General features: G+C 72.0%; 19 protein-coding genes. 9 read left to right on the top strand and 10 right to left on the bottom strand.

The features are described from left to right. Positions 1-246 precede the first annotated feature (246 nt). The gene (locus ACH41F_RS00345; protein WP_391241418.1) at positions 247-1,359 is read left to right on the top strand and encodes an acyltransferase family protein; all 1,113 of its coding nucleotides are present in this window, start codon (positions 247-249) and stop codon (positions 1,357-1,359) included. Here the strand turns inward: ACH41F_RS00345 and ACH41F_RS00340 are convergent. The 4 genes from ACH41F_RS00340 to ACH41F_RS00325 form a co-directional block, all read right to left on the bottom strand. Then, positions 1,356-1,826: an HD domain-containing protein gene (locus ACH41F_RS00340; protein WP_391241415.1), complete on the bottom strand. Its 471-nt coding sequence runs from the start codon at positions 1,824-1,826 to the stop codon at positions 1,356-1,358. The genes ACH41F_RS00345 and ACH41F_RS00340 overlap by 4 nt on opposite strands. After that, positions 1,823-4,288 carry an ABC transporter permease gene (locus ACH41F_RS00335; protein WP_398831853.1) on the bottom strand — a complete coding sequence of 822 codons (2,466 nt, stop codon included), beginning with the start codon at positions 4,286-4,288 and terminating at the stop codon, positions 1,823-1,825. Before ACH41F_RS00335 ends, ACH41F_RS00340 begins: the two co-directional genes overlap by 4 nt. Next, entirely contained in the window at positions 4,288-5,073 is a 786-nt protein-coding gene (locus ACH41F_RS00330) for an ATP-binding cassette domain-containing protein (RefSeq protein ID WP_391241409.1), read from the bottom strand. Before ACH41F_RS00330 ends, ACH41F_RS00335 begins: the two co-directional genes overlap by 1 nt. A gap of 267 nt (positions 5,074-5,340) precedes the next feature. Then, positions 5,341-6,522, bottom strand: coding sequence for a SpoIIE family protein phosphatase (locus ACH41F_RS00325; protein ID WP_391241406.1), 1,182 nt, complete (start codon positions 6,520-6,522; stop codon positions 5,341-5,343). A 162-nt stretch (positions 6,523-6,684) separates the two neighbouring features. On the opposite strand from ACH41F_RS00325, the gene ACH41F_RS00320 reads away from it, so the two are divergent. After that, entirely contained in the window at positions 6,685-7,926 is a 1,242-nt protein-coding gene (locus tag ACH41F_RS00320) for a GNAT family N-acetyltransferase (RefSeq protein WP_398831849.1), read from the top strand. A gap of 102 nt (positions 7,927-8,028) precedes the next feature. Here the strand turns inward: ACH41F_RS00320 and ACH41F_RS00315 are convergent, their stop codons facing one another. Both ACH41F_RS00315 and ACH41F_RS00310 read right to left on the bottom strand, forming a co-directional pair. Continuing rightward, positions 8,029-8,835, bottom strand: a complete 807-nt coding sequence (locus ACH41F_RS00315; protein ID WP_398831846.1) for an Fpg/Nei family DNA glycosylase — start codon at positions 8,833-8,835, stop codon at positions 8,029-8,031. A 112-nt stretch (positions 8,836-8,947) separates the two neighbouring features. Then, a complete protein-coding gene (locus tag ACH41F_RS00310) occupies positions 8,948-9,433 on the bottom strand; it encodes a ribose-5-phosphate isomerase (protein WP_391241397.1) in 486 nt (161 codons plus the stop codon). A gap of 183 nt (positions 9,434-9,616) precedes the next feature. Here ACH41F_RS00310 and ACH41F_RS00305 point away from each other — a divergent pair, with 183 nt between their 5' ends. Further along, positions 9,617-11,023 (top strand): amino acid permease, encoded by a 1,407-nt coding sequence (locus ACH41F_RS00305; RefSeq protein ID WP_391241394.1) that lies wholly within the window; start codon positions 9,617-9,619, stop codon positions 11,021-11,023. Positions 11,024-11,097: 74 nt separating this feature from the next. On the opposite strand, the gene ACH41F_RS00300 is transcribed toward ACH41F_RS00305, so the two are convergent. Next, on the bottom strand, positions 11,098-13,140 hold the full coding sequence (locus ACH41F_RS00300; RefSeq protein WP_391241392.1) for a protein kinase: 2,043 nt from the start codon (positions 13,138-13,140) through the stop codon (positions 11,098-11,100). A gap of 213 nt (positions 13,141-13,353) precedes the next feature. On the opposite strand from ACH41F_RS00300, the gene ACH41F_RS00295 reads away from it, so the two are divergent. Next, a complete protein-coding gene (locus tag ACH41F_RS00295) occupies positions 13,354-14,073 on the top strand; it encodes an LPXTG cell wall anchor domain-containing protein (RefSeq protein ID WP_398832749.1) in 720 nt (239 codons plus the stop codon). Positions 14,074-14,158: 85 nt separating this feature from the next. Beyond that, positions 14,159-15,457 carry an FAD-binding oxidoreductase gene (locus tag ACH41F_RS00290; RefSeq protein WP_398831842.1) on the top strand — a complete coding sequence of 433 codons (1,299 nt, stop codon included), beginning with the start codon at positions 14,159-14,161 and terminating at the stop codon, positions 15,455-15,457. Here the strand turns inward: ACH41F_RS00290 and ACH41F_RS00285 are convergent. Then, a complete protein-coding gene (locus tag ACH41F_RS00285; RefSeq protein ID WP_391241387.1) occupies positions 15,438-16,025 on the bottom strand; it encodes a biotin transporter BioY in 588 nt (195 codons plus the stop codon). The two genes, ACH41F_RS00290 and ACH41F_RS00285, sit on opposite strands and share 20 nt — an antisense overlap. 412 nt (positions 16,026-16,437) lie before the next feature. On the opposite strand from ACH41F_RS00285, the gene ACH41F_RS00280 reads away from it, so the two are divergent. Next, positions 16,438-17,820 carry an amino acid permease gene (locus tag ACH41F_RS00280; RefSeq protein WP_398831838.1) on the top strand — a complete coding sequence of 461 codons (1,383 nt, stop codon included), beginning with the start codon at positions 16,438-16,440 and terminating at the stop codon, positions 17,818-17,820. Between the two features lie 105 nt (positions 17,821-17,925). Then, positions 17,926-18,567 carry a superoxide dismutase gene (locus ACH41F_RS00275; protein WP_398831835.1) on the top strand — a complete coding sequence of 214 codons (642 nt, stop codon included), beginning with the start codon at positions 17,926-17,928 and terminating at the stop codon, positions 18,565-18,567. A gap of 306 nt (positions 18,568-18,873) precedes the next feature. On the opposite strand, the gene ACH41F_RS00270 is transcribed toward ACH41F_RS00275, so the two are convergent. Beyond that, complete coding sequence (locus tag ACH41F_RS00270) at positions 18,874-19,650, bottom strand: SAM-dependent methyltransferase (RefSeq protein WP_391241380.1); 777 nt, start codon at positions 19,648-19,650, stop codon at positions 18,874-18,876. 335 nt (positions 19,651-19,985) lie between these two features. Between ACH41F_RS00270 and ACH41F_RS00265 the strand changes: the two genes are divergently transcribed. Beyond that, on the top strand, positions 19,986-20,213 hold the full coding sequence (locus ACH41F_RS00265; RefSeq protein ID WP_398831832.1) for a hypothetical protein: 228 nt from the start codon (positions 19,986-19,988) through the stop codon (positions 20,211-20,213). A 3-nt stretch (positions 20,214-20,216) separates the two neighbouring features. On the opposite strand, the gene ACH41F_RS00260 is transcribed toward ACH41F_RS00265, so the two are convergent. After that, positions 20,217-20,873: a DsbA family protein gene (locus tag ACH41F_RS00260; protein WP_391241374.1), complete on the bottom strand. Its 657-nt coding sequence runs from the start codon at positions 20,871-20,873 to the stop codon at positions 20,217-20,219. 169 nt (positions 20,874-21,042) lie between these two features. On the opposite strand from ACH41F_RS00260, the gene pepN reads away from it, so the two are divergent. Then, entirely contained in the window at positions 21,043-23,622 is a 2,580-nt protein-coding gene (pepN, locus tag ACH41F_RS00255; protein WP_391241370.1) for an aminopeptidase N, read from the top strand. The last annotated feature ends 145 nt before the right edge of the window (positions 23,623-23,767 follow it).

Raw genomic sequence — 23,767 nt, 5'->3', positions numbered from 1 at the left:
GATGAATCCCACCAAGTTGGCGCTTGCGGGGGCAACAATCCTTACTGTCCTGGTGTGTTGACCGTCACGTTCCCGGCGCGTCAACCGTGCGATTTCCCGGGCATTCGAAGCGAATAACCAGGACCGACCTCGCAGGTTTTACGAAGAGCCACAGACAACGCTAGGGTGCCTCAGATGTTCCACGCTGCCTCGTCCCCCGCACGCGGCAGAGCGCCGCTCCCCCCTGCAAGGCCGTCGGCAACGGGAGTGCCGAGTCCGCGCTCGCCCCTCAAACAGCAGACCGAGCAGTCGGCCAAGCCCGCCGGCAAGCAGCGCGACGCCTTCTTCGACAACGCCAAGTACCTGGCGATCGTCCTGGTGGCCGTCGGTCACGCCTGGGAACCGCTCAAGGGCGACAGCCGCGTCCTGGAGGCCGCGTACACGGTCGTGTACTCGTTCCACATGCCGGCGTTCATCATCATCTCCGGGTTCTTCTCCCGCAGCTTCGACATGCGCCCCGACCGGCTGCGGCGGCTGATCACCGGCGTCGCGGTGCCGTACATCCTCTTCGAGACCGCCTACGTCGTCTTCGAGCGGGTGGTCGGGGACGACCCCGGCAAGGACATCAGCCTGCTCGACCCCTGGTACCTGACCTGGTTCCTGTGCGCCCTGTTCGTCTGGCGGATGGTCACGCCGATCCTCAAGACGGTCCGCTGGCCCCTCCCCCTCGCGCTCGGCATCGCCATGCTCGCCTCCGTCACCCCGTCCATCGGTGACGACCTCGACCTCCAGCGGGTCCTGCAGTTCCTGCCCTACTTCGTGCTGGGCCTGTGCATGAAGCCCGAGCACTTCCACCGGGTGCGCACCCGCGCGGTCCGGATCCTGGCGGTGCCGGTGTTCGCCGCCGCGCTCGCGGTCGGCTGGTGGGCGGTGCCGCGCATGAACACCGCGTGGTTCTACCACCGTGACGCCGCGCAGGAGTTGGGCGCGCCGTGGTGGGCCGGTCCGGTCATGGTGCTGGCGATGTTCGGCTGCTCGCTGCTGCTGACCGCCTGCTTCTTCGCCTGGACGCCCCGCCGCCCGATGTGGTTCACGGCGCTCGGCGCGGGCACGCTGTACGGCTACCTGCTGCACGGCTTCCTGGTGAAGGCCGGTGACTACCAGGGCTGGTTCGACCACCCCTGGCTGCACCGTCCGCTCGGCGAGATCGCCGTCAGCGTCGTCGCGGCAGTCGTCGTCACCGCGCTGTGCACCAAGCCGGTCCGGCGGGTCTTCCGGTTCGCGATGGAGCCGAGGATGGAGTGGGCGTTCCAGCGGGACGCCGCCGAACTCGCCCGTCAGCGGCAGAAGACGGAACCCCGCGAGAAGGTCATGGCCTAGCCGACCGCCCCCGGACCGAGACCGAGGAGTGCGCGCATCCGCGTGTACTTCTCGGTCAGTCGTTTCCGGGTCTCCTCGTCGAGGACCGCGAGGCGCGCCGGATCGGCGTTGTGCGCCAGGTCGGCCTCCTTCACCAGCAGCGCGCCCGGCGTGGCGAGGATCCGCCGGGCGTACGCCTCGGGCGGCTCCCCCGCCCGCTTGGTCACCGCGAGCACGATGTCCTTGGTACGACGGCTCAGCGCGGCCTGTTCGAGCCAGTGCGCGGAGAGGGCGTCGTCCTCGACGGCGTCGTGCAGCCAGGCGGCCGCGATCTGCTCGGCGTCTCCGCCCCGGGCACGTACCCCGTCGGCGACCGCCTGGAGGTGCTCGGCGTAGGGCCGGCCGGCCTTGTCGGTCTGGCCCTGGTGGGCGGTGCGGGCGAGGGTCTCGACCTCGGTGAGGGTCAGCGTGGGTGAGGTGTCGGTCACGGCTCCAGTGTCTCCCCGCGCAGCGCGACACGGGCCGGCAGGACGGCGGCGGCCAGGCCCAGGGCGAGCACCGCCGCGACCAGCGAGCCGTACATCAGCGGCGGGATGTGGGGGCCCTGGCCCGTCAGGCCGTTCGTCATCGGGACGAGGGTGGCGAGCGCGATCGCCGTGCCGAGCGCGATGCCCGCGACGGTGACCAGCAGGGCCTCCCAGCGGATCATGCGCAGCACCTGGCCGCGGGTGGAGCCGATGAGGCGGAGGGTGCCGAGTTCGCGGCGCCGGTCGAGGACCGTCATCACCAGGGTGTTGCCGGCGGCGATCGCCGCGAAGCCGCCGAGGACGGCCGCCATGACGTGGTTGGCCCAGGAGTTGAGCTCGCGGTCCATGGACGGGGCGCTGGTGTGGTCGGCGCACGCCAGGACCGTGCCGAGGTCCTTCAGACCGGCGCCGGTGCCGCCCTTCGTCCACAGTTCGGTGTCGAAGGCGGAGGTGACGTGGCCGGCCAGCTCGGCGCGGCCCATCGTCACCTGCGACAGGCCCAAGCCGCGCCCGTACGTCGCCACGATCCGCGGCTCTGCCTTCGTGCCGTCGGGCAGCCGGATCGGCAGGCGGTCGCCGAGCCGCACGTCCGCGTCGGCGGCGAGGCCCGCGTCCACGGCGATCTCGCCCCGCCCCAGGGAGAGCCGGCCCTCCTTCACGTCCAGGTCCTGCACGGCCTCCAGGGCGCGCGCGGAGCCGGTGACGCCCTGGGCGGTGGCCGCCTGGAGCGCGCCGCCGGAGGCCGGGACGAGCACGGACGTCTTCAACAGGCCGACGGCGGCGGTGACGTCGGGGGCGCGCTCGGCCTGTCGTACGGCGTCCGGGGCGAGGCCGGGGCCGTCGGCGGTGACGATGTGGTCGGCGGTGATCCCCTCGCGCCGCTGCTCCGCGGCGACATGGTCCTCGCTGGTGTGCAGGAAGAGCAGCACCGAGGAGAACGCCATGGCGAGCACGATCGGGGTGATCGCGGAGGCCATCCGGCGGGAGTTGGTCCGGGCGTTGGCGGCGGCGAGGACGGCGGGGGCGTCGGCGCCGCGCAGCGGGAGGCCGAACAGGGTCGCGCAGGCGCGGGCGACGAGCGGGCCGAGCAGGGCCACGGCCAGCATGAACAGCATGACGATGCCGAGTGCGGCGTTGGCCGCGTCCGCGCCGGTCGTCGAGGCCGCGAGCCCTGCGCAGACACAGCCGCCCGCCAGCGCGGCGACGCCGAGCGGGGTGCGGATCCAGCCGGGGCGCAGCCGCTCCACGGACGCCTCGCCGAGCGCCTGGCCCGGCTTGATGCGGGAGCTGCGGTGGGCCGCCAGGTACCCGGAGAGCAGGGCGGTGAGGAGGACCGCGCCGACCGCGGCGACGAGCGGGATCCAGGAGACGGCGAGGTCGACGGGGCGGGGCACCGCGCCCCGGTCCCGCAACTGCCCGAACCACCAGGCGGCCAGGGCGACTCCGGGCAGGCAGCCGATCACGCCGGCGACGGGGGCGACCAGGAGGGCCTCGGTGGCGATCGTGCGGCGGATCTGGCGCGGGGTGGTGCCGATGGCGCGCAGCAGGGCGAACTCCCGGCCGCGCTGCCCGACGGCGAGGGCGACCGTGCCGGCGGCGGTGAACATGGCGACCAGGGTGGCGGTGCCGCCGAAGGAGGCGCCGAGCGCGACGAGGATCTCCCTGCCCTCGTCGAGGGCGGGGTCCGCCACGGTGCCGCGGGAGCTGCCGGTGTGGATCTCGGCCTTGCCGTCGAGGGCCCGGTTCACCTGGGAGGCGAGGGTCTTGGTGGGGACGCCGGGCCGGGGCAGGACGGCGATGGCGTCGATGCGGCCGGGGTGCCCGGACAGCCGGAGGGCCTCCTCGTCGGCGAACCAGACCTGGGGGGTGTCGGTGGTGCCGGAGACGCGGAAGGTCCGGGTCCCGGTGGGGGTGGTGAGGGTGACACGGTCGCCGACGCGGGCGTGGTCCAGGACGACTTCACCGGGGGCCGGGGCGCGGCCCGCCGTCAGGTGTTCGCCGGTGAAGGCCGTGGCGGACCAGTTGTGGGCGGTGCGGGCCAGGGTGTCGCGGGCCCGGGTGTCGCGGGCCCCGGCGCGGGTCTCGGCGCGGGTCTCGGTCACCGGGAAGGTGACGTCGGCGACGGCGGCGCGGGCACCCGGGGCGCGGGCCGCCTTGGCGACCAGGGAGGCGTCGAGGCGGGCGCGGTCGGGGACCGGTTCGCTGTCGGCGCTGTCGCCCGTGCCGTAGTGGGCGCGTTGGTCGGCGGCGGCCACGACCGGGGCGTTCGCGTAGCGGCCGGGCGGGACCTTCGCCCGCAGGCCGGTCTCCAGGAGGATGCCGCAGGCCGAGACGATCAGGGCGGCCATGGCGAGGGCGACGAAGGTGCCGGCGAACGCGGCGGGGCGGAAGCGGAGGGCGGCGCGGGCGAGACCGTTGGGCATCAGGCCGCCGCTCCCTCGAAGGGCCGCGCGGTGGTGAGGGCGGTCATCCGGGCCGCGATCCGCTCGGGGGTGGCGCGGTCCAGGTGGTCGACGATGTCACCGGCGGCCAGGAACAGCACGCGGTCCGCCCAGGCGGCGGCCGTGGGGTCGTGGGTGACCATGACGACGGTGGCGCCCTGCTCGTCCACCGCGCGGCGCAGCAGGCCGAGGATCTCGGCGGCGGTGGTGGTGTCCAGGGCGCCGGTGGGCTCGTCGGCGAAGATCACGTCGGGGCGGGTGACGAGGGCGCGGGCGATCGCGACGCGCTGCTGCTGGCCGCCGGAGAGGTGGCCGGGGCGGCGCCGGGCCTTGTCGGTCAGGCCGACCTGGGCGAGGACCTCCGCGGTTCGGCGGCGGTCGGGGCGGTGGCCGGCGAGGCGTGTCGGCAGGGCGACGTTCTGCTCGACCGTGAGGGACGGCAACAGGTTGAACGCCTGGAAGACGAAGCCGAGACGGGTCCGGCGCAGGGCGGTGAGCTTGTTCTCCTTCATGCCGGTGATCTCCGTGCCGCCGAGGCGGACCGTGCCGGAGGTCGGGCGGTCCAGACCGGCCGCGCACTGGAGGAAGGTGGACTTGCCGGAGCCGGAGGGGCCCATGACCGCGGTGAAGGTGCCGGGCGGCAGGGTGAGGTCGACGCCGCGCAGCGCGTGGACGGCGGTGCGGCCCCGTCCGTAGCGCCGGTGCACCCCGCGCAGTTCCACGGCCCATGCGCGCGGCAGGTCTGATTCAGTCCGGTCCCTGGTCATGCCTCGACGCTACGGAGCACCGCAGGGCCGCGGCGATGAGGACGGCTGGCGGATCGGAGCGGGGGTAATCCCCACCCCGGGTCCGGTGCACGCCCCTCGGGTGCCACCCCGGGTCCGGCGCATGTCCCTCGGGTGCCGCCCCGGGCCCGGCGCACGCCCCTCGGATGCCACCCCGGGCCCGGCGCACGCCCCTCGGATGCCACCCCGGGCCCGATGCGGGCCCCTCGGATGCCACCCCGGGCCCGATGCGGGCCCCTCGGGTGCCGCTCAGAGGTTCGCCGCCAGGGCCGTCGGGCCCTCGCGGCTGATCAGGAGCAGGGCGCGGTCGTCGTTGACGTCCTTGGCGACGGCCTCGATCAGGTGCCAGGCGGCGCCGTTGAAGCCGCCCGCCACATAGCGGTCGGCCTCGCCGGTGAGGCGGTCGATGCCCTCGACGATGTCGCGCTCGGAGGTCTCCACCAGGCCGTCGGTGAACAGCATCAGGACGTCGCCGGGGCGCAGGGAGCCCTTGACCGGGTCGAACTGGGCGCCGTCGTACACCCCGAGGAGGGGGCCCTCGGCGGCCTTCTCCTCCCAACGGCCGCTGCCCGCGCTCAGTTGCAGGCCCGGCGGGTGCCCCGCGGAGTAGAGCTCGTAGTCGCCGGAGTCGAGGTCCAGGACCAGGTGGATGGAGGTCGCGAAGCCCTCGTCCCAGTCCTGGCGCAGGAGGTAGCCGTTGGCGGCGGGGAGGAACGCGTGGGGCGGGAGGGAGCCCAGGAGGCCGCCGAAGGCGCCGGAGAGGAGCAGGGCGCGGGAGCCGGCGTCCATGCCCTTGCCCGACACGTCCGTCAGGACGACCTCCAGGGTGCGGCCGCCGTTGGTGCGGGCCGCGACCACGAAGTCGCCCGAGAAGGACTGGCCGCCCGCCGGGCGCAGCGCCATCTCGCGGTGCCAGCCCTGCGGCAGCTGGGGGAGCTTGCTCTGCACCCGGATGCGTTCGCGGAGGTCGAAGAGCATGGTGCCGCCGCGCCGCCACGGCACACCGACCCTGCTGCGGAACTGGGCGATCAGCAGACCGAAGAAGCCGCAGGCCGCCACCACGAGCACGATGCCCGGGGTCACCCGGGACGGCCCTTCCGTGTACGGCCCCAGCTGCACCGACTCCACGATCAGTGCCGTCGCCGCCGCCGCGTACAGCCCGAGCAGGCTCGCCGGGCGCAGCACCAGGCCGCCCGCGACGATCGGCAGGACCAGCGCGGCCGGGGAGCACCAGACGGAGTTGGCGAGGGTGGTGGCCGCGATCAGCGGGATCGTGACGAGCAGACCGACCAGCGCGACCCAGTCCGAGCCGTCCCCGCGGAAGTAGTCCACGGCACTTCGCCGCAGGCCGACGCGGACCCGGTGCCACTGCATCTTCCACCGGGCCGTGAACGTCTCGGCCGCCGCGCGCCGTTCTCGTCCTGCTGCCATTAGTTGGGGACCTTATCCATCGGATCAGTTGCTTGGCACGGGAGGTCCCACTTGTCCCCCGTCCGAGGTTCGACTTCACAGTGAACTTCACGGACCGCCCTCGCGCCGCCGCCCGGCGGAAATTCCCTGGCTCGCCCCGCAATGCCCTGGTAGGCATGGTCCATGGCTTCTGACTTGGCGACCGACCTGCGGGTGCTGCGGCGGGAAGAGTGGAACGAGTGGTACGACGTCCTGATCCGCGCCTTCGGCGGGGTCCCGGAGTCGACCGAGGAACGGGAGCTGTGGGACTCCCTCACCGAGACCGACCGCTCCCTCGCCGTCTGGGACGGTGACGAGTGCGTCGGCACCGCGGGGGCGTTCAGCTTCCGGCTGACCGTGCCCGGGGGTTCCTCGGTGCGGGCGGCGGGCGTGACCATGGTCAGCGTCGCCGCGACCCACCGGCGGCGCGGTGTGCTCACCGCGATGAAGCGGCGTCAGCTGGACGACGTACGCGCCTGGGGCTGGCCGCTGGCCGTGCTGACCGCCTCGGAGCCCGCCATCTACGGCCGGTTCGGGTACGGCGCGGCCACCTTCCAGATCAGCGCCGAGATCGACACCCATCGGGTACGACTGTCCGTGCCGCCGGGGACGGACGACGTACGGCTGCGGTACGCCAGGCCCGCCGACGTGCTCGACGCGTGCGAGGCGGTCTACGCCCGCGTGGTGCCGGAGCGGCCGGGGATGCTGGCGCGGGCCCCCGGCTGGGAGCGGCTGAGGCTGCTCGACCCGGCGAGCGACCGGGACGGGGCGTCGCCGTTGCAGTGCGTGGTAGCGGAGCGGGACGGCGAGATGGTGGGGTACACCCGCTTCCGGGTCAAGCCGGACTGGGAGCCGGCGGGGCCGCGGGGCAAGGTGCTCCTGCGGGACCTGGAGGCGCTGGATCCGGCGGCGTACGCGGCGTTGTGGCGGTTCCTGTTCGACGTGGACCTGACGTCGGTGCTGGTGACCGGGTCGCGTCCGGTGGACGACGCATGGCAGTCGCTGGTCTCCGACATCCGGCGGTGTTCACCGCAGGTGCGGGACTCGCTGTACGTGCGGCTGGTGGACGTGGGGGCCGCGCTGGAGGCGCGGACCTACCAGGCGCCGGTGGACGTGGTGTTCGAGGTCGCCGACGACTTCTGCCCCTGGAACGCGGGGCGTTGGCGGCTGACCGGGGACGCGAAGGGGGCGTCCTGCGAGCGGACCACCGACGCCGCCGATCTCTCCTTGTCCGTACGGGAGTTGGGGTCGGCGTATCTGGGCGGGGTGAGCCTGGCCGCGCTGGGGGCGGCGGGGCGGGTGCGGGAGCTTCGGCGCGGGGCGCTGGCCGAGGCGGCGCTGGCGTTCGGCTCGACGACCGCGCCCTGGCTGCCGCACGGGTTCTGACGGGGTCGTCGAGGGGCGGGGGCCGCCCGGGCCGGGCGGCCTTCCGGCGTGTCAGGGGGTTGGGCCGGTCAGGGGGTTGGGCAGGTCAGGGGGTTGGGCAGGTCAGGGGGTCTGGCAGGTCGGGCACCAGAAGAGGTTGCGGGCGGCGAGGTCGGCGGTGCGGATCTCACCGGCGCAGACGTGGCAGGGGAGGTCGGCCCTGCGGTAGACGTACACCTCGCCGCCGTGGTCGTCGACGCGCGGCGGGCGGCCCATCGCCTCGGGGGTGTGTTCGGGGCGGACGGTGTCGATGCGGTTGTTCCGCACCCCCTCGCGCATGAGGTCGACGAGGTCCTGCCAGATCGCGGCCCACTCCGCGGGCGTGACGGTGTTGCCCGCGCGGTACGGGTCGACGCGGTGCCGGAAGAGGACCTCGGCGCGGTAGACGTTGCCGACGCCGGCGATGACCTTCTGGTCCATCAGCAGGGCGGCGATCGTCGTACGGCTGCGGGAGATCCTCCGGTACGCGGCCTCGGGGTCCGCGTCGTCGCGCAGCGGGTCCGGGCCGAGGCGGTCGTGTATCGCCTGCTTCTCGGCGGGGGTGATCAGCGCGCAGGTGGTCGGGCCGCGCAGGTCGACGTACGCGGTGGGGTTCGCGAGGCGGAGGCGGACCGTGTCGGTGGGCGGGGGCGCGGGGGCCGCGCCGAAGGTGACCTTGCCGAAGAGACCGAGGTGGATGTGGATCCAGTCGGTCTCGCGGAAGGCGAGGAAGAGGTGCTTGCCGTGGGCCTCGGTGCGGGTGAGTTCGGCGCCGTCGAGGAGGGCGGCGGCGGTGAACCTGCCCTGGGGGCTGCTGACCTGGGTGCGTGTGCCGCGGAACGCCGCGGCGTAGTCCTGGGCCAGGCGGTGGATCGTGTGCCCCTCAGGCACGGTGGCTCCTTCTTCGTCCGTGGGCGCGGGGACCGTCCCCGCACCCGCCGCCCCGGACGTGCGAGGGCGCCGGGACGCACCCCTGCCCTCGCGCGCCGGGAGAGCGCTGCCGTTACTGCTGAGGGTGGTGGGGCGGGATCGGGGGAAGGTCGCCGGTGGTCTCGTAGGCGGACAGCATGTCGATGCGGCGGATGTGGCGGTCGTCGCCGGAGAACGGGGTGGCGAGGAAGGTCTCGACGAACCTGGTCGCCTCGTCCTGGGTGTGCATGCGTGCGCCGACCGCCACCACGTTGGCGTTGTTGTGCTGGCGGCCCAGCGACGCCGTCTCCTCGCTCCAGGCCAGCGCCGCGCGGACGCCCTTGACCTTGTTGGCGGCGATCTGCTCGCCGTTGCCGGAGCCGCCGATCACGACGCCGAGGGCGTCGGGGTCCGCGGCCGTCCGCTCCGCGGCACGGAGGCAGAACGGGGGGTAGTCGTCCTGGGCGTCGTAGATGTGGGGGCCGCAGTCCACGACGTCGTGGCCGGCCGCCTTGAGCCAGTCGACGAGGTGGTTCTTGAGTTCGAAGCCCGCATGGTCGGAGCCGAGATACACGCGCATGGGACGAGTGTGACACGGCGGTTTCGGGGCAGCAGCCTCGGGTGTCGGCCCGGTAAAGAGACCCCCAGGCCATTCAACCTCACGAAAACCTCAAGTAACGATCTGGAATCGAAGGTTCATTAATTCATTTACCTCTGATTCATTGAATCGTCCCCGCACACCCGGCACAAAGGAACTCCCCGCATGACTGGTCTCCAGGCCGGACTGAAGAACCGCCATCTGTCCATGATCGCCATCGGTGGAGTCATCGGTGCCGGTCTCTTCGTCGGTTCCAGCTCCGGCATCGCCACCGCAGGGCCCGGCATCCTCCTGTCCTACGCGCTCGTCGGCACGCTCGTGGTGCTGGTGATGCGGATGCTCGGTGAGATGTCGGCCGCCAACCCCACCTCCGGTTCGTTCTCCGCGCACGCCGACCGCGCGCTCGGCCGCTGGGCCGGGTTCTCCATCGGCTGGCTGTACTGGTTCTTCTGGGTCGTCGTCCTGGCCGTGGAAGCCACCGCCGGAGCGGTCATCCTCAACGGCTGGGTGCCCGCCGTACCGCAGTGGGGCTGGGCCTTGATCGTGATGGTCGTGCTGACCGCCACCAACCTCGTCTCCGTCGGCTCCTACGGCGAGTTCGAGTTCTGGTTCGCCGGCATCAAGGTCGTCGCGATCGCCGCGTTCATCGTCATCGGCGGTCTCGCCGTCTTCGGCGTGCTCCCCGGCGTCGACAGCGACCAGGCCGGCCTCGGCAACCTGACCGACCACGGCGGCTTCCTCCCGCACGGCGCGGGCGCGATCCTCACCGGCGTCCTGCTCGTCGTCTTCTCCTTCATGGGCAGCGAGATCGCCACGCTGGCCGCCGGCGAGTCCGAGAACCCGCAGCAGGCCGTCACCAAGGCGACCAACAGCATCATCTGGCGGGTCGCCGTCTTCTACCTCGGCTCGATCTTCGTCGTGGTGACGCTGCTGCCGTGGAACGACCCGTCCATCAAGAAGGACGGCTCCTACGTCGCCGCGCTCGACTCCCTCGGTATCGCGCACGCCGGTCAGATCATGAACTTCATCGTGCTGACCTCGGTGCTGTCCTGCCTCAACTCCGGGCTCTACACCGCCTCCCGCATGGCCTACTCGCTCGGTGAGCGCGGGGACGCGCCGAAGGCGTTCGCGAAGACCACCGGCCGGGGCGTGCCGCTCGCCGCCATCGTGGCCTCCGTGGTGTTCGGCTTCGTCGCGGTGTTCTTCAACTACAAGTTCCCCGACTCCGTCTTCCTCTTCCTGGTCAACTCCAGTGGTGCCGTGGCCCTGTTCGTCTGGCTCGTCATCTGCTTCTCGCAGCTGCGCATGCGCCGGATCATCCAGGCCGAGGCACCGGAGAAGCTGGTCGTGAAGATGTGGCTGTACCCGTACCTGACCTGGGCGACGGCCGCGCTGATCGTGTTCGTGCTCGGCTACATGCTCACCGACACCGAGCACGACGGCCGCGAGACCGTGCTGCTGTCCCTGCTGGTCGCCGCGATCGTGCTCGCCATCGCCTTCGTGAAGGAGAGGATCGGCCGCGGCCGGGCCACCGCCCCCGCCGAGGTCCACGACGAGATCAAGGTCGGCTGACCTCGTCCGCGACAGGATGAAGGGGCCCCGCACGCGGGGCCCCTTTTCCCATGCCGTCACCGGTGCCCGTGCCGTCACAGGATCGTGAAGCTGTCCGTGACCCTCTCGTACGTCTCCAGCGCCTGCTTCTCGACGGCGGGCTGGTACCAGGTGTTGATCTGGTACGACTTGCCGTTCGCGTTGAAGCCCAGCAGCCGGGCGTGCCAGCGGGTGCCCCGCAGGGTGAAGGTGTACTCCCAGACGACCGCCGGGTACTCGCGGAACCTGGTCTCCTCCAGGCGGATCTTGCGGTAGTCCTGCCCCTGGTGGGCGTTCTCCTCCGAGGTCTGCCAGGTCTCCATCAGATCGCCGCGGGCCAGCGAGGACTTGGCGACGAGTTCCTGGGTGCCGTCGGGCGAGGTGTAGTGCACCTCGGCGCCGGTCTTCACGTCCCGGCGCCAGCCCTCCGGGGTCGCCCAGGCGAACCCGCCGGCCTCCCGGTGCGCGCCCGGCGGCAGGCTCCGCGGCCGGGACGTGCCCTCGACGGTGGGCTGCGGGCTCACGGAGGCCGTGGTGGACGGCGTGGGCGAGTCGCTCGCCCGGTTCCCGCCGGGCGAGCCGGAGTTCATCAGCAGGACGACCGCGACGACCGCACCGGCGGTGACGGCGGCCGCGGCGGCGAGCAGTCCGGTACGGCGGTGCGGGCGCCGCGGGCCGCCCGGGCGTGCGGGGCCCGGCAGTTCGCCGGGGGGCATGACGGGCGGCGGTGGACGCACCGGGCGCTCCTCGGTCGCCGCCTCGGGAGGGACCAGGGAGACGCCGCCCGGCCGGGCAGTGCCCTGTGCCCTGCCGGCGCCCGGGGTCTCGGAACGGACCTCCGAGGCGGCGGACGAGGCGGCTTCGGTGGAGGCACTGTACGGGTCGGGGCCGGGGGTCGCGGGGTGGGCCGGCGGGCCCTGGGTGGCCGGGTGGGGCGGGGAGGTGTGTCCGGCCGGATGGGGCGGGGAGGTGTGTCCCGCCGGGTGGAGCGGGGAGCTGTGTCCCGCCGGCTGGGGCGCGGGCTCGTGGGTGGCGGGGCGCTGGGTCCTCGGGGGTGTCGCGCGGTGCTGCGGCGTCGCGTCGTGCACGGCGTCCGGTTCGCGGTCCGGGCCGGGAGTCCTGGGGTCCGGGGGCGCCAGGACGTGGGAGGGGTCCACATAGAGCGGCGTCGGCGACTCCCCCGGTGGCCAGGGGAGTCGAGGGGGCGCGTGGTCCGGGGTGGACGGCTCCGGCTCCGCCACGGGTTCGGGTTCCGTCTCGGCCCGCACCTCTCCCCCGGCCACCCGCACCGTCGGGGTGGGCGCCGGGAAGGCCACCGGGTGCAGGGAGGCCTCCAGTTCGTCCAGGCCCGGACGGATCTCGGGGTCCTTCTCCAGCAGGGCGGCCAGGATCTCGCGCAAGGGGCCTGCGGCCGGGGGGAGTTCGGGCTCCTCGTAGAGGACGGCGTGGAGGGTGGCGAGGGTGGTGTCGCGGGAGAAGGGGGAGCGGCCGCCGAGGGCCGCACAGAGGGTCGCGCCCAGGGACCAGATGTCGGAGGGCGGGCCCTGCGGGCGGCCGGAGATCCGCTCGGGTGCCATGTAGTCGGGGGAACCGACGAGCATGCCGACCATCGTCAGGGCCTTCGCGTCCTGGATGGCCGCGATGCCGAAGTCGGTGAGGACGACACGTCGTGCGCCGGCCTCGACCAGAACGTTGCCCGGCTTGATGTCCCGGTGCAGGACGCCGCGGGCGTGCACCTGGCGCAGCGCGGTGACCAGCCCGATGCCGATGCGGGCGGTCTCCAGGGGGCCGAGCGGGCCGCCCTCGGCCACGATCCGTTCCAGGGAGCGGCCGACGACCAACTCCATGACGATCCACAGGCGTTCGCCCTCGTCGACGACGTCGTAGATCCGGACGACGTTGGGGTGGTCGATCCGCGCGGTGGCGCGGGCCTCGCGCAGGGTGCGTTCCCGTCGGGTGCGCGCGTCCTCGGCGTCGAGGCCGTCTATGCGCATCTCCTTGACCGCGACCTCCCGGTCGAGCATGTCGTCGGCGGCCCGCCACACCCGCCCCATTCCGCCCTGACCGATGCTCTCGACCAGGCGATAACGTCCCGTCACCACTGTCCCGGGAGCCCCACCACTCCGCGTGTTTCCCGTGTTTCCCGCATTCTCCGTGTTTCCCGGCAATCCGTCACACCCCCTCGGTCACGCACCGGTCCCCGCCTACTTCAACACAATGGTCACACTTCACGCCGTACCAGCATAGTGCGGAGAAATCTTGTGGTAGCTCTTCAAGTACTGCGAATTCAGGCGCAGCCAAGGGGGACGAACATGAGTTCTCGTCGTAGGACGACCATCGCGGGATCGCTGGTCACGGCATCTTTTTCGGCCGTGCTGATCCTTTCCACCGCCGCCGGTGCGGACGAGGGACCCGGAAGCAGCAAGGGGGGAAAGGCCGTTGACGAGGCGCCGGCGGGTGTAAAGCTGACCACGCTGCTGCCCGAACAGATCTCGGTCGACAACAGTTCCGAAAAAACCGATCTCACCGCCACGGTGAAGAACGAGGGGACCAAGGACAGCGGAAAGATCCGGCTTTTGGTCGTCGGCTTCGACGGCCTGACGGTCAATGACGTTCAAGGGTGCTCCTCGATTGCCAAAAGCGATCTGCCGGAGGGCTCGAACAGCGGTTTCGCCTGCCTGATCGACAATCTCGCGGCCGGTAAGTCGAAGTCGTACGCCGTGGACGCGACATTCGATCTCAAGAAGACCGGCAAGATCTGTCTGCCGGTGCAGACCGGCGACGGGAAGAAGACGTACTGGCAGCAGGGCCCGGTTCCGTTCGGTACGACGAATCCGTCGCCGAACGCCCCGGTCACCCCGCTGCTGCTCGGCACCGACAACCAGCCCGTGGGACCGGGCGGTGAGAAGGAGGAACTGCCGAAGACCGGTCCGGACCGTGACGTGCTCCCGCTGGGAGCGGCGGGCGCGGCGCTGCTGACGGCCGGTGCGGCCGGTCTGTGGTGGTCGACCCGGCGACCGCGGGTGAGCTGACCCGACGGCCCTGCCCGCGCCGGCGGCAGGGTCTGCGCACGACGGGGACATAACCTGACGGAAGCTGTCAGGTTATGTCTCCAGCATGGGGTGCATGAACAGCCATGCAGCGCAGGAACTCACCACCTTCCAGACCGGATTCGCCCAGCGGCCCACTCGCGTGGTCGCCGCCCGCCACGCCGACGACGTCGTCGCCGCCGTGCGGGGCGCGGCCGCCGAGGGACTGCCGGTCGCCGTCCAGGCCACCGGTCACGGCGTGCCGGGGCCGCTGGAGGGCGGGGTACTGATCTCGACACGGCACATGGACGGGGTGCGCGTCGACCCCGTCCGCCGCACCGCACATCTCCAGGCGGGCGTCCGCTGGGGCCAGGTCGTCGAGGCCGCCGCACCCCACGGGCTCGCCCCGCTCAACGGCTCCGCGCCGGGCGTCGGCGCCGTCTCGTACACGCTGGGCGGCGGACTCGGCATCCTCGCCCGGGAGTTCGGCTACGCGGCCGACCATGTCCGGTCCCTGGACGTCGTCACCGCCGACGGCCGGCTCCGGCACGTGACCCGGCGGTCCGCGCCCGACCTGTACGGGGCGCTGCTCGGCGCCGGTCACAACTTCGGCGTCGTCACGGAACTGGAGATCGACCTCGTCCCCGTGCGGACGCTGTACGGCGGAGCGCTGGCCTTCGACGGGCGGGTGGTCGACCCGGCGGCGGCGCTCCGGGTGTGGGAGGCGTGGACGCGGACCGTGCCGGACGGGCTGACCTCGTCCTTCGCCGCCGTACCGTATCCGGACCTGCCGGCGTTGCCGCCCCGGTTGCGCGGACGGTACGTGGTCTCCGTGCGCGTGGCGTACACGGGCTCCGACGGGGAGCGGCTCGTGGCACCGCTGCGGGAGATCGGGCCGGTGCTCACCGAGTCGCTGCGCACGATGCCGTACGCCGAGAGCCACACCATCCACAGCGACCCGGACGTCCCGCACGCGTACTACGGGGACAGTGCCGTGCTCAGCGAGCTGGACGTCGCGCGGGGCGCCGAGGTGCTGCGGCGGACCGGGCCGGAGGCGGGCGTCGGCGCCATGGTCGTCGTACAGGTCAACCATCTCGGCGGCGCGCTCGCCGGGCCCGCGCCGAACTCCGTGCCGTGGCGGGAGGGGGCTTTCCTGGTGCGGCTGTTGACCATGGCGGACCGGGAGACGGCGCGCGCGGTCCTCGATCCGGCCTTCGCGGTGCTCGCGCCGGTGACGCTCGGGCGGGCGCTCAACTTCGCGTTCGGGGCCGGGGGCCGGCGCGAGGGGCTGTACGACGCCGGGACGCGCGAGAGGCTCGCCGGGCTGAAGTCGTCGTACGACCCGGCGAGCCTCTTCAGGGACGACGTCAGCGCTCGTCGCGGTTGAGGAGCTTCCAGGCGGTGGGCAGCAGGCCCATGGCCAGGGCCGCCTTGAGAGCGTCGCCGATCAGGTAGTTGGTGAGGCCGACGTCGACGGCCCCGGACAGGGACAGGTCGGCGGCGTAGGCCAGGTACGGGACGCCGACGGCGTAGATGATCGCCTCGCCCAGCAGCATCGCGCCCGCGGTGCGCCACATGGAGCGGTCGGCGCCGCGGCGGGCCAGGGCGCCGACGACGGTCGAGGCGAGGATCATGCCGAGGATGTACCCGAAGGAGGCGGCGGCCGCGCCGGACCCGCCGTCGGCGAACCAGGGCACGCCCGCGACGCCCGCGACCGCGTAGAGGGCGAGGGAGAGGAAGCCGCGGCCGGCGCCGAGCGTCATGCCGACGAGCAGGACGGCGAAGGTCTGGCCGGTCACCGGCACCGGGGAGCCCGGCACGGGCACCGCGATCTGGGCGGCGAGGCCGGTCAGGGCGGCGCCGCCGAGCACGAGCGCGGCGTCCCGGACACGGGAGGCCGGGAGCAGGTCGGCGAGGACCTGGCCGGGGCGGACGGGGGCGACGGCGGTGCTCATGGGGACTCCGCGAGGGTATGAACGGTGAGGACATCGCGACGCTATCCCGGGGTCCTCGCGTCGATCACCGTCAGCGCTCGACAAAGGCTGGAGCGGCGGTTTGGTGGGCTCCGGACAAAGGGTGGTGGTGACACCGGGCAGGACGTGACACCGGTCACTGAGGCCGGGACGTTTCGCTCACGTGTCCCGTGTGAACAGCGTCTGTAGGGTCCCGCCAAACGGGCGCCGCGGGGAGGGATCTCCGGGTGTCCCGGTCGGCGTCGAGGGCGCGCGTCGCACCGCACGAGCGTGGCCGACAGGTCACGCAGGGTCGCGGAAGCGTCCGCATACTGGGCAGTCGATCCCTCTGGGCGGAGAGGCCGCCCAGACTGTGGGCGTTTTTGCCATCTCACGCATTGGACGAACCACGCCCATGCCCAGCACCACCCAAGCCCCGACACCCCCCGAGTCGGACGCCGCCGCCCTCTCCCACGGCCTCAAGCAACGCCATCTGTCGATGATCGCCCTCGGGGGCGTGATCGGCGCGGGGCTGTTCGTGGGCTCCGGCGCGGGGATCGCCGCCGCCGGACCCTCGATCGTCGTCGCCTACGTCCTGTCCGGCCTCCTCGTGATGCTGGTGATGCGGATGCTGGGCGAGATGTCGGCCGCCTACCCCTCCTCGGGCTCCTTCTCCGCGCACGCCGAGCGGGCGATCGGGCCGTGGGCGGGCTTCACCGCCGGGTGGTCGTTCTGGGTGCTGCTGTGCACGGCCGTGGGCCTCGAGGGCATCGGCGCGGCCGAGATCGTGTCGGGGTGGCTGCCGGGGACTCCGGAGTGGGCCTGGGTGGTGCTGTTCATGGTCGTCTTCTGCGCCACGAACCTCGCCGCGGTGCGCAACTTCGGCGAGTTCGAGTTCTGGTTCGCGGCCCTGAAGGTCGGCGCGATCAGCCTGTTCCTGGTGCTGGGCGTGCTGGCGATCGCGGGGGTGCTGCCCGGCACGGACTCCCCCGGCACCGGCCATCTCGCGGACTTCCTGCCGAACGGCGGCGAGGGACTCGTGATCGGCATCCTCGCCTCCGTCTTCGCGTACGGCGGTCTGGAGACGGTCACGATCGCGGCGGCCGAGTCGGAGGACCCGGTCCGGGGCGTGGCGAGCGCGGTGCGCACCGCGATGTGGCGTATCGCGCTGTTCTACATCGGCTCGATGGCGGTCATCGTCACCCTCGTCCCCTGGGACTCGAAGGCGGTCGTCGAGAAGGGCCCCTACGTCGCCGCCCTGGACGAGCTGGGCATCCCCGGCGCCGGGCAGCTGATGAACGTGGTCGTGCTGGTGGCGCTGCTGAGCGCGATGAACGCCAACATCTACGGCTCGTCCCGGATCGCCTACTCGCTGGTCGCGCGCGGCCAGGGGCCCGAGGCGCTGGGCCGGGTCTCCGGCGGTGTGCCCCGTGTCGCGGTCCTCGTCTCCTGCGCCTTCGGCTTCGTGTGCGTGGGCTTGAGCTACTGGCGTCCCGACGACGTCTTCTCCTGGCTCCTCAACATGATCGGCGGGGTGATCCTGGTCGTCTGGGCCTTCATCGCGGTGTCCCAGCTGCGGCTGCGCGGGCGGCTGGAGCGCGAGGCCCCGGAGCGGCTGACCGTGCGGATGTGGGCGTTCCCGGTGCTGACCTGGGTGGCGATGGCCGGGATGGCGGCGATCTTCGTACTGATGGCCCGGGAGCCGGACACCCGGGTCCAGCTGTACTTCACCGGCGGCATGACGGCCGTGCTGGCGGCCGTCGGGTACGCCTGGCAGCGACGGCGTGCCGTGCGCTGACGCGCCCGCCGGCAAAAAGCCCCCGTGTGATCCACACGGGGGCTTTTTGCTGTTAGCTTGTTGTTGCAAGCCACTTGCAACAAGATCCCGAGGGGACCCGCCGCCATGCCCGTCTACACGCTTCCGGACCTGCCCTACGACTACTCCGCGCTCGCACCCGTGATCAGCCCCGAGATCATCGAGCTGCACCACGACAAGCACCACGCGGCGTACGTGAAGGGCGCGAACGACACGCTGGAGCAGCTGGCGGAGGCGCGGGACAAGGAGACGTGGGGAGCGATCAACGCGCTGGAGAAGAACCTGGCGTTCCATCTCTCCGGGCACATCCTGCACTCGATCTACTGGCAGAACATGACCGGTGACGGCGGTAGCGAGCCGCTCGCCGCGGACGGGGTCGGGGACCTGGCCGACGCCCTCACCGAGTCCTTCGGGTCGTTCGCGAACTTCAAGGCGCAGCTGTCCAAGGCCGCGGCCACCACCCAGGGTTCGGGCTGGGGCGTCCTCGCCCACGAGCCCCTCAGCGGGCGCCTGATCGTCGAGCAGGTCTACGACCACCAGGGCAACGTCGGCCAGGGCTCGGTGCCGCTCCTCGTCTTCGACGCCTGGGAGCACGCCTTCTACCTCCAGTACCGGAACCAGAAGGTCGACTTCATCGAGGCCATGTGGCAGGTCGTCAACTGGCAGGACGTGGCCCGGCGTCACCGGGCCGCCACGTCCCGCGCCGACGTGCTGCTGCTGGCCCCCTGAGGGGTGCCCGTGAGTCGTCCCGCCTCGTGATCGTCTTCTCACCCTTCACCGGCGGGCGGAAAGACGGGAGGCCCCCGCGAGGACGTGACTCGCGGGGGTTTTCCGCACTCGCGAGAACGTGACGCACGGGGGTTTTCCGCACCCCGCGGGTCAGCCGATCGGTTGACGCCATGTTCCACCGAGCACCCGTGTCGGCCAACTGCCCTGGTCGACCAGGCTCTTGGGCATCTGGACGTGAACGACCGGACGCGGGCGGTGGTGGTGGCGATGGAACGGGGGCTGCTGCCCCGTCCCTGAGCCCGCCCGTCAGGGCTTGCGGCCCACGCCGCCGTGCTGGCCGATCGGGGTGGGCGCGGTGCCGGGGTCCGGGCGCCACAGCGGGACCGAGACGACCCCGGGCTCCACCAGCTCCAGGCCCTCGAAGTACGCGGCGATCTGCTCGACCGGGCGCAGGAAGTACGGCACCGCGCCGGTCTCGTTGTAGGCGTCCTGGGCCTGCTCGTAGTCCGGGTCGGTGCCCCGGGAGCCGTCGTTGACGCAGAGGTGGCTGCCCGAGGGGAGCCCTGCCAACAGGCGGGCGACGAGTTCGCGGGCCAGGTCGTGGTCGGCGATGTGGCCGAGGATGCCGCTGAGGATCAGAGCGGTCGGCCGGGTGAGGTCGAGGGTTCTGGAGGCCGCCCGGAGGATGCGCTCGGGGTCGTGGATGCTGAGGTCCTCGTAGGCCGTGCGGCCCTCCGGGGTGGAGGTGAGCAGGGCGCGGGCGTGGGCGAGGACGAGCGGGTCGTTGTCGACGTAGACGATCCGCGACTCGGGGGCGTGGCGCTGGGCGACCTCGTGGGTGTTGTCGACGGTGGGCAGCCCGGTGCCGACGTCCAGGAACTGGCGTACGCCGGCCTCCTGCACGAGGTACCGGATGCTGCGGCCGAGGAAGGCGCGGCTGCTGCGGGCGATGGTGACGATGCCGGGGAAGACGGCGGTGTAGGCGTCGCCGGCCTCCTCGTCCACGGGGTAGTTGTCCTTGCCGCCCAGCCAGTAGTTCCAGATGCGGGCCGAGTGGGGTACCGAGGTGTCGATCTCCGTCATGGGCCCATGGTGCTACGGCTCGGCCTGCTCGTACGGCACTTCGAGGGGAGACGGGTGCGACGCCGTCGTCGCTGGTCACCCGGAGTCCGGTGACCGCCGCGTCGCGTAGTCGGGGAGCGCCCGGGAGGAGACCCTCGGGGGATGCGCGGCAGCTGGGGCGGCGGCAGTGGGGGCCGTACACCGTCCGCGCGGAGAACCGGTTCCTTCCGGCCTGGTTCCGGCGGAGCGGGCGATTTCGGGGGCGCGTGGGCGCCGTACGCGCTGTACTACCGGCTGGGAGTCGACGCGGTGGTGACGGACTTCCCTGATCCGGCGGTGAGCGCGAGGAGGGGTCGGTGTTCTTCAAGAACAAGTACTGTCCCGGCTGCAAGAAGTACAACCAGGTGTACCGGATGCTCGACGCCGGGGAGCGGGCGAGGACGAAGGAGAAGCACCGCGGCAGGACCGACCTGTGGCGGTGCACCGCGGAGGGCTGCCGGTGGTACCAGCCCGTGCACCACCAGGGGGACGGCGACCTGCTCCCGGAGGACCTCCGGATCCCGGCCGCCGACCCCGAGGGGTGATCCCTACAGGTTGCTGAAGTCCGGGCCCTTGGTCCGGGTGCGCTTGATCTCGTAGAAGCCGGGGACGGAGGCGACCGCCACCGTGCCGTCCCAGAGGCGGGCCGCCTCCTCGCCCTTGGGGGCCGGGGTGACGACCGGGCCGAAGAAGGCGATCTGCTCGCCGTCCGGGCCGGGGACCGCGATGACCGGGGTGCCGACGTCCTGGCCGACCTTGTCGATGCCCTCCTTGTGGGAGGCGCGCAGCTCGGCGTCGAACTCGAAGTCCTTCTGGTCGAAGTACTCGATCAGGTCGGCGGGCAGGCCGACGTCCGCCAGGGCGCCTTCGACGGCCTCACGCGTCGGGCCCTGGCCCTCGTTGTGGATACGGGTGCCGAGCGCGGTGTACAGCGGGCCGAGGATGTCGGAGCCGTGCTTCTGCCAGGCCGCGGTGACCACCCGGATCGGCTGCCAGGCCTTGGTCTCCAGCAGCTCGCGGTACTCCTCGGGCAGCTCGTCGAGCTTCGGCTCGTTCAGCACGGCCAGGCTCATGATGTGCCAGCGCACCTCGATGTCCCGGACCTTCTCCACCTCCAGAACCCAGCGGGAGGTCATCCAGGCCCAGGGGCACAGCGGGTCGAACCAGAAGTCGACGGGCGTCTTGGTGGAGCTGGTCTCGGACATGCGTCTCCTCAGGAAAGAGTTCGATCGACAGAGGCAACACCGACCGCGGCCCGCGCCATTCCCCGCTCCCGCCGTCATTCCCCGCTGCCGCGCGTCAGGGGCACATGGCAGGATCGGTGCTGTCCACATACCGAACACCATCCGCTGGTCGACCGAGGGAGTGCCGCCCGTGCCCGGTGAGAATCTGTCCCGCGACGAGGCCCGGGAGCGGGCCGCCCTGCTGTCCGTCGACGGGTACGACGTGTCGCTCGACGTCCGGTCCGCCGTGGGCCCCGCGGGCGCCGACGAGGCTCCGCGCACCTTCCGGTCCGTCACCACGATCCGCTTCCGCTGCGCGCGGCCCGGCGCGTCGAGCTTCGCCGACCTGATCGCGCCGACGGTGACGGCCGTCTCGCTCAACGGCAAGGACCTCGACCCGAGCGAGGTCTTCGACGGCTCCCGGATCCTCCTGGAGGACCTGGCCGCCGACAACGAGCTGGTCGTCGACGCCCAGTGCGCCTACTCCCGCACCGGCGAGGGCCTGCACCGCTTCGTCGACCCCGAGGACGGCGAGGTCTACCTCTACACGCAGTACGAGCCGGCCGACTCCCGCCGGGTCTTCGCGAACTTCGAGCAGCCGGACCTCAAGGCGCCGTTCCGCTTCGAGGTGCGCGCGCCCGAGGAGTGGACGGTCTGGAGCAACGGTGTCGGTGAACGGACCGACGGCGTGTGGCGGTTCGCGCAGACGAAGCCGATCTCGACGTACATCACCTGCGTGGTGGCCGGTCCGTACCACTACGTCACCGACTCGTACTCCCGTGACCTCGGCGACGGCACGACGCTGGAGATCCCGCTCGGCGCCCTGTGCCGCAAGGGTCTCGCGAAGCACTTCGACGCCGACGACGTCTTCCTGATCACCAAGCAGGGCCTGGACTTCTTCCACGACCACTTCGACTACCCGTACCCCTTCGGGAAGTACGACCAGGCGTTCGTGCCCGAGTACAACCTCGGCGCGATGGAGAACCCGGGCCTGGTGACCTTCCGCGAGGAGTACATCTTCCGCGGCAAGGTGACCCAGGCGTCCTACGAGGCGCGGGCCAACGTCATCCTGCACGAGATGGCGCACATGTGGTTCGGCGATCTGGTCACCATGGTCTGGTGGGACGACCTGTGGCTGAAGGAGTCCTTCGCGGACTTCATGGGCACGTTCGCGAACGTCGGCGCGACCCGCTTCGAGAACGCCTGGATCACCTTCGCCAACCGCCGCAAGGCCTGGGCGTACCGCGCCGACCAGCTGCCGTCGACGCATCCGATCACCGCCGACATCCGCGACCTCCAGGACGCCAAGCTCAACTTCGACGGCATCACCTACGCCAAGGGCGCCTCGGTGCTCAAGCAGCTCGTCGCGTACGTCGGCCAGGACGCGTTCCTGGAGGGCGCGCGCCGCTACTTCAAGCGCAACGCGTACGGCAACACACGCCTGGGCGACCTGCTGTCGGTGCTGGAGGAGACCAGTGGCCGGGACATGACGGCGTGGTCGCGGTCCTGGCTCCAGACGGCCGGGGTCAACTCGCTGACCCCGCAGGTGCTGTTGAACCCCGAGGGCCTGGTGGACGAGGTCGCCGTGGTCCAGGAGGCCGCCGAGTCGCACCCCGAACTGCGCCCGCACCGGGTCGCGGTGGGCCTGTACCGCAAGGGCGCCGACGGGGCGGTCGAGCGGTACGCGCGCGTGGAGGTGGACGTCGACGGGCCACGGACGGTCGTGGCGGACCTGGCGGGCGCGGCGGCGCCGGAGCTGGTGCTGGTCAACGACGACGACCTCACGTACTGCAAGACCCGGTTCGACGCGACCTCCCTGGAGACCCTCAAGGCGCGGCTGGGGGACGTCGCGGACCCCCTCGCCCGTGCGCTGTGCTGGTCGGCGCTGTGGAACATGACACGGGACGCGCTGCTGCCCGCCCGTGACTTCGTCGACCTGGTGCTGCGGTTCGCGGGCCGGGAGTCCGACATCGGCGTGCTCCAGATGCTGCACGCCTGGGCGAACTCCTCGCTGGTCAACTACGTGGCGCCCGAGTGGCGTGCCACCGGCGGCCGGCTGCTGGCCGAGGGCGCGCTGAAGGAGCTGCGGCTGGCGGAGCCGGGCAGCGAGCACCAGCTGGCGTGGGCGCGGTTCTTCGCGACCGTGGCCTCCGGCGAGGCCGACCTCCAGCTGCTCCAGGGCCTGTTGGCGGGCACGGAGAGCATCGACGGGCTGGCGGTGGACCAGGAGCTGCGCTGGGCGTTCCTGGAGCCGCTGGCCGCGCACGGGGTCGCCGACGAGGACGTCCTCGCGGCGGAGCTGGCCCGTGACGACACGGCGTCCGGCAAGCGCCACCAGGTCCGCTGTCTCGCGGCCCGGCCGTCGCAGGCGGTGAAGGCGCAGGCGTGGGCGCAGGTGGTGGAGTCGGACGCGCTGTCCAACGCGCTGGTCGGCGCGACGATCTCGGGCTGGAACCAGTCCTCGCAGCGGGAGTTGCTGGCGCCGTACGCCCCCCGGTACTTCGAGGCGATCGAGCGCGTGTGGACGGACCGGTCGATCCAGATCGGCATGGACGTGGTCGGCGGCCTGTTCCCCGCGCTCCAGCAGTCGCGGGAGACGGTGGAGGCGACCGACGCGTGGCTCTCGGCGCACCAGGACGCGGCTCCGGCGCTGCGCCGGCTGGTCCTGGAGGCGCGGGACGACCTGGCGCGGGCGCTGCGCGGCCAGGCATGTGACGCGACCGCCGGTTGATCACATCGCTGGCCTGAGCTTGGGCGGTCGGTAGCCGTTACGAAGTTCAGGCAATCAGGGCCGTAACCCCTGGTCCCACCCATTCGGACCAGGGGTTTTCGCCGCCTACTCGGCATCCGAACACCCGTCCTTTAGTACCGTGTTG

The sequence above is a fragment of the Streptomyces sp. NPDC020489 genome (assembly GCF_044386545.1).
Classification (GTDB): Bacteria; Actinomycetota; Actinomycetes; order Streptomycetales; family Streptomycetaceae; genus Streptomyces.
This window is presented reverse-complemented; position numbering and strand designations above follow the sequence as displayed.

Coding starts and splice junctions, on each gene's coding strand:
- ACH41F_RS00335 (WP_398831853.1), bottom strand. CDS start 4,288: ATGCCCAACGGTCTCGCCCGCGCCGCCCTCCGCTTCCGCCCCGCCGCG.
- ACH41F_RS00330 (WP_391241409.1), bottom strand. CDS start 5,073: ATGACCAGGGACCGGACTGAATCAGACCTGCCGCGCGCATGGGCCGTG.
- ACH41F_RS00325 (WP_391241406.1), bottom strand. CDS start 6,522: ATGGCAGCAGGACGAGAACGGCGCGCGGCGGCCGAGACGTTCACGGCC.
- ACH41F_RS00320 (WP_398831849.1), top strand. CDS start 6,685: ATGGCTTCTGACTTGGCGACCGACCTGCGGGTGCTGCGGCGGGAAGAG.
- ACH41F_RS00310 (WP_391241397.1), bottom strand. CDS start 9,433: ATGCGCGTGTATCTCGGCTCCGACCATGCGGGCTTCGAACTCAAGAAC.
- ACH41F_RS00305 (WP_391241394.1), top strand. CDS start 9,617: ATGACTGGTCTCCAGGCCGGACTGAAGAACCGCCATCTGTCCATGATC.
- ACH41F_RS00295 (WP_398832749.1), top strand. CDS start 13,354: ATGAGTTCTCGTCGTAGGACGACCATCGCGGGATCGCTGGTCACGGCA.
- ACH41F_RS00290 (WP_398831842.1), top strand. CDS start 14,159: ATGGGGTGCATGAACAGCCATGCAGCGCAGGAACTCACCACCTTCCAG.
- ACH41F_RS00285 (WP_391241387.1), bottom strand. CDS start 16,025: ATGAGCACCGCCGTCGCCCCCGTCCGCCCCGGCCAGGTCCTCGCCGAC.
- ACH41F_RS00280 (WP_398831838.1), top strand. CDS start 16,438: ATGCCCAGCACCACCCAAGCCCCGACACCCCCCGAGTCGGACGCCGCC.
- ACH41F_RS00275 (WP_398831835.1), top strand. CDS start 17,926: ATGCCCGTCTACACGCTTCCGGACCTGCCCTACGACTACTCCGCGCTC.
- ACH41F_RS00270 (WP_391241380.1), bottom strand. CDS start 19,650: ATGACGGAGATCGACACCTCGGTACCCCACTCGGCCCGCATCTGGAAC.
- ACH41F_RS00260 (WP_391241374.1), bottom strand. CDS start 20,873: ATGTCCGAGACCAGCTCCACCAAGACGCCCGTCGACTTCTGGTTCGAC.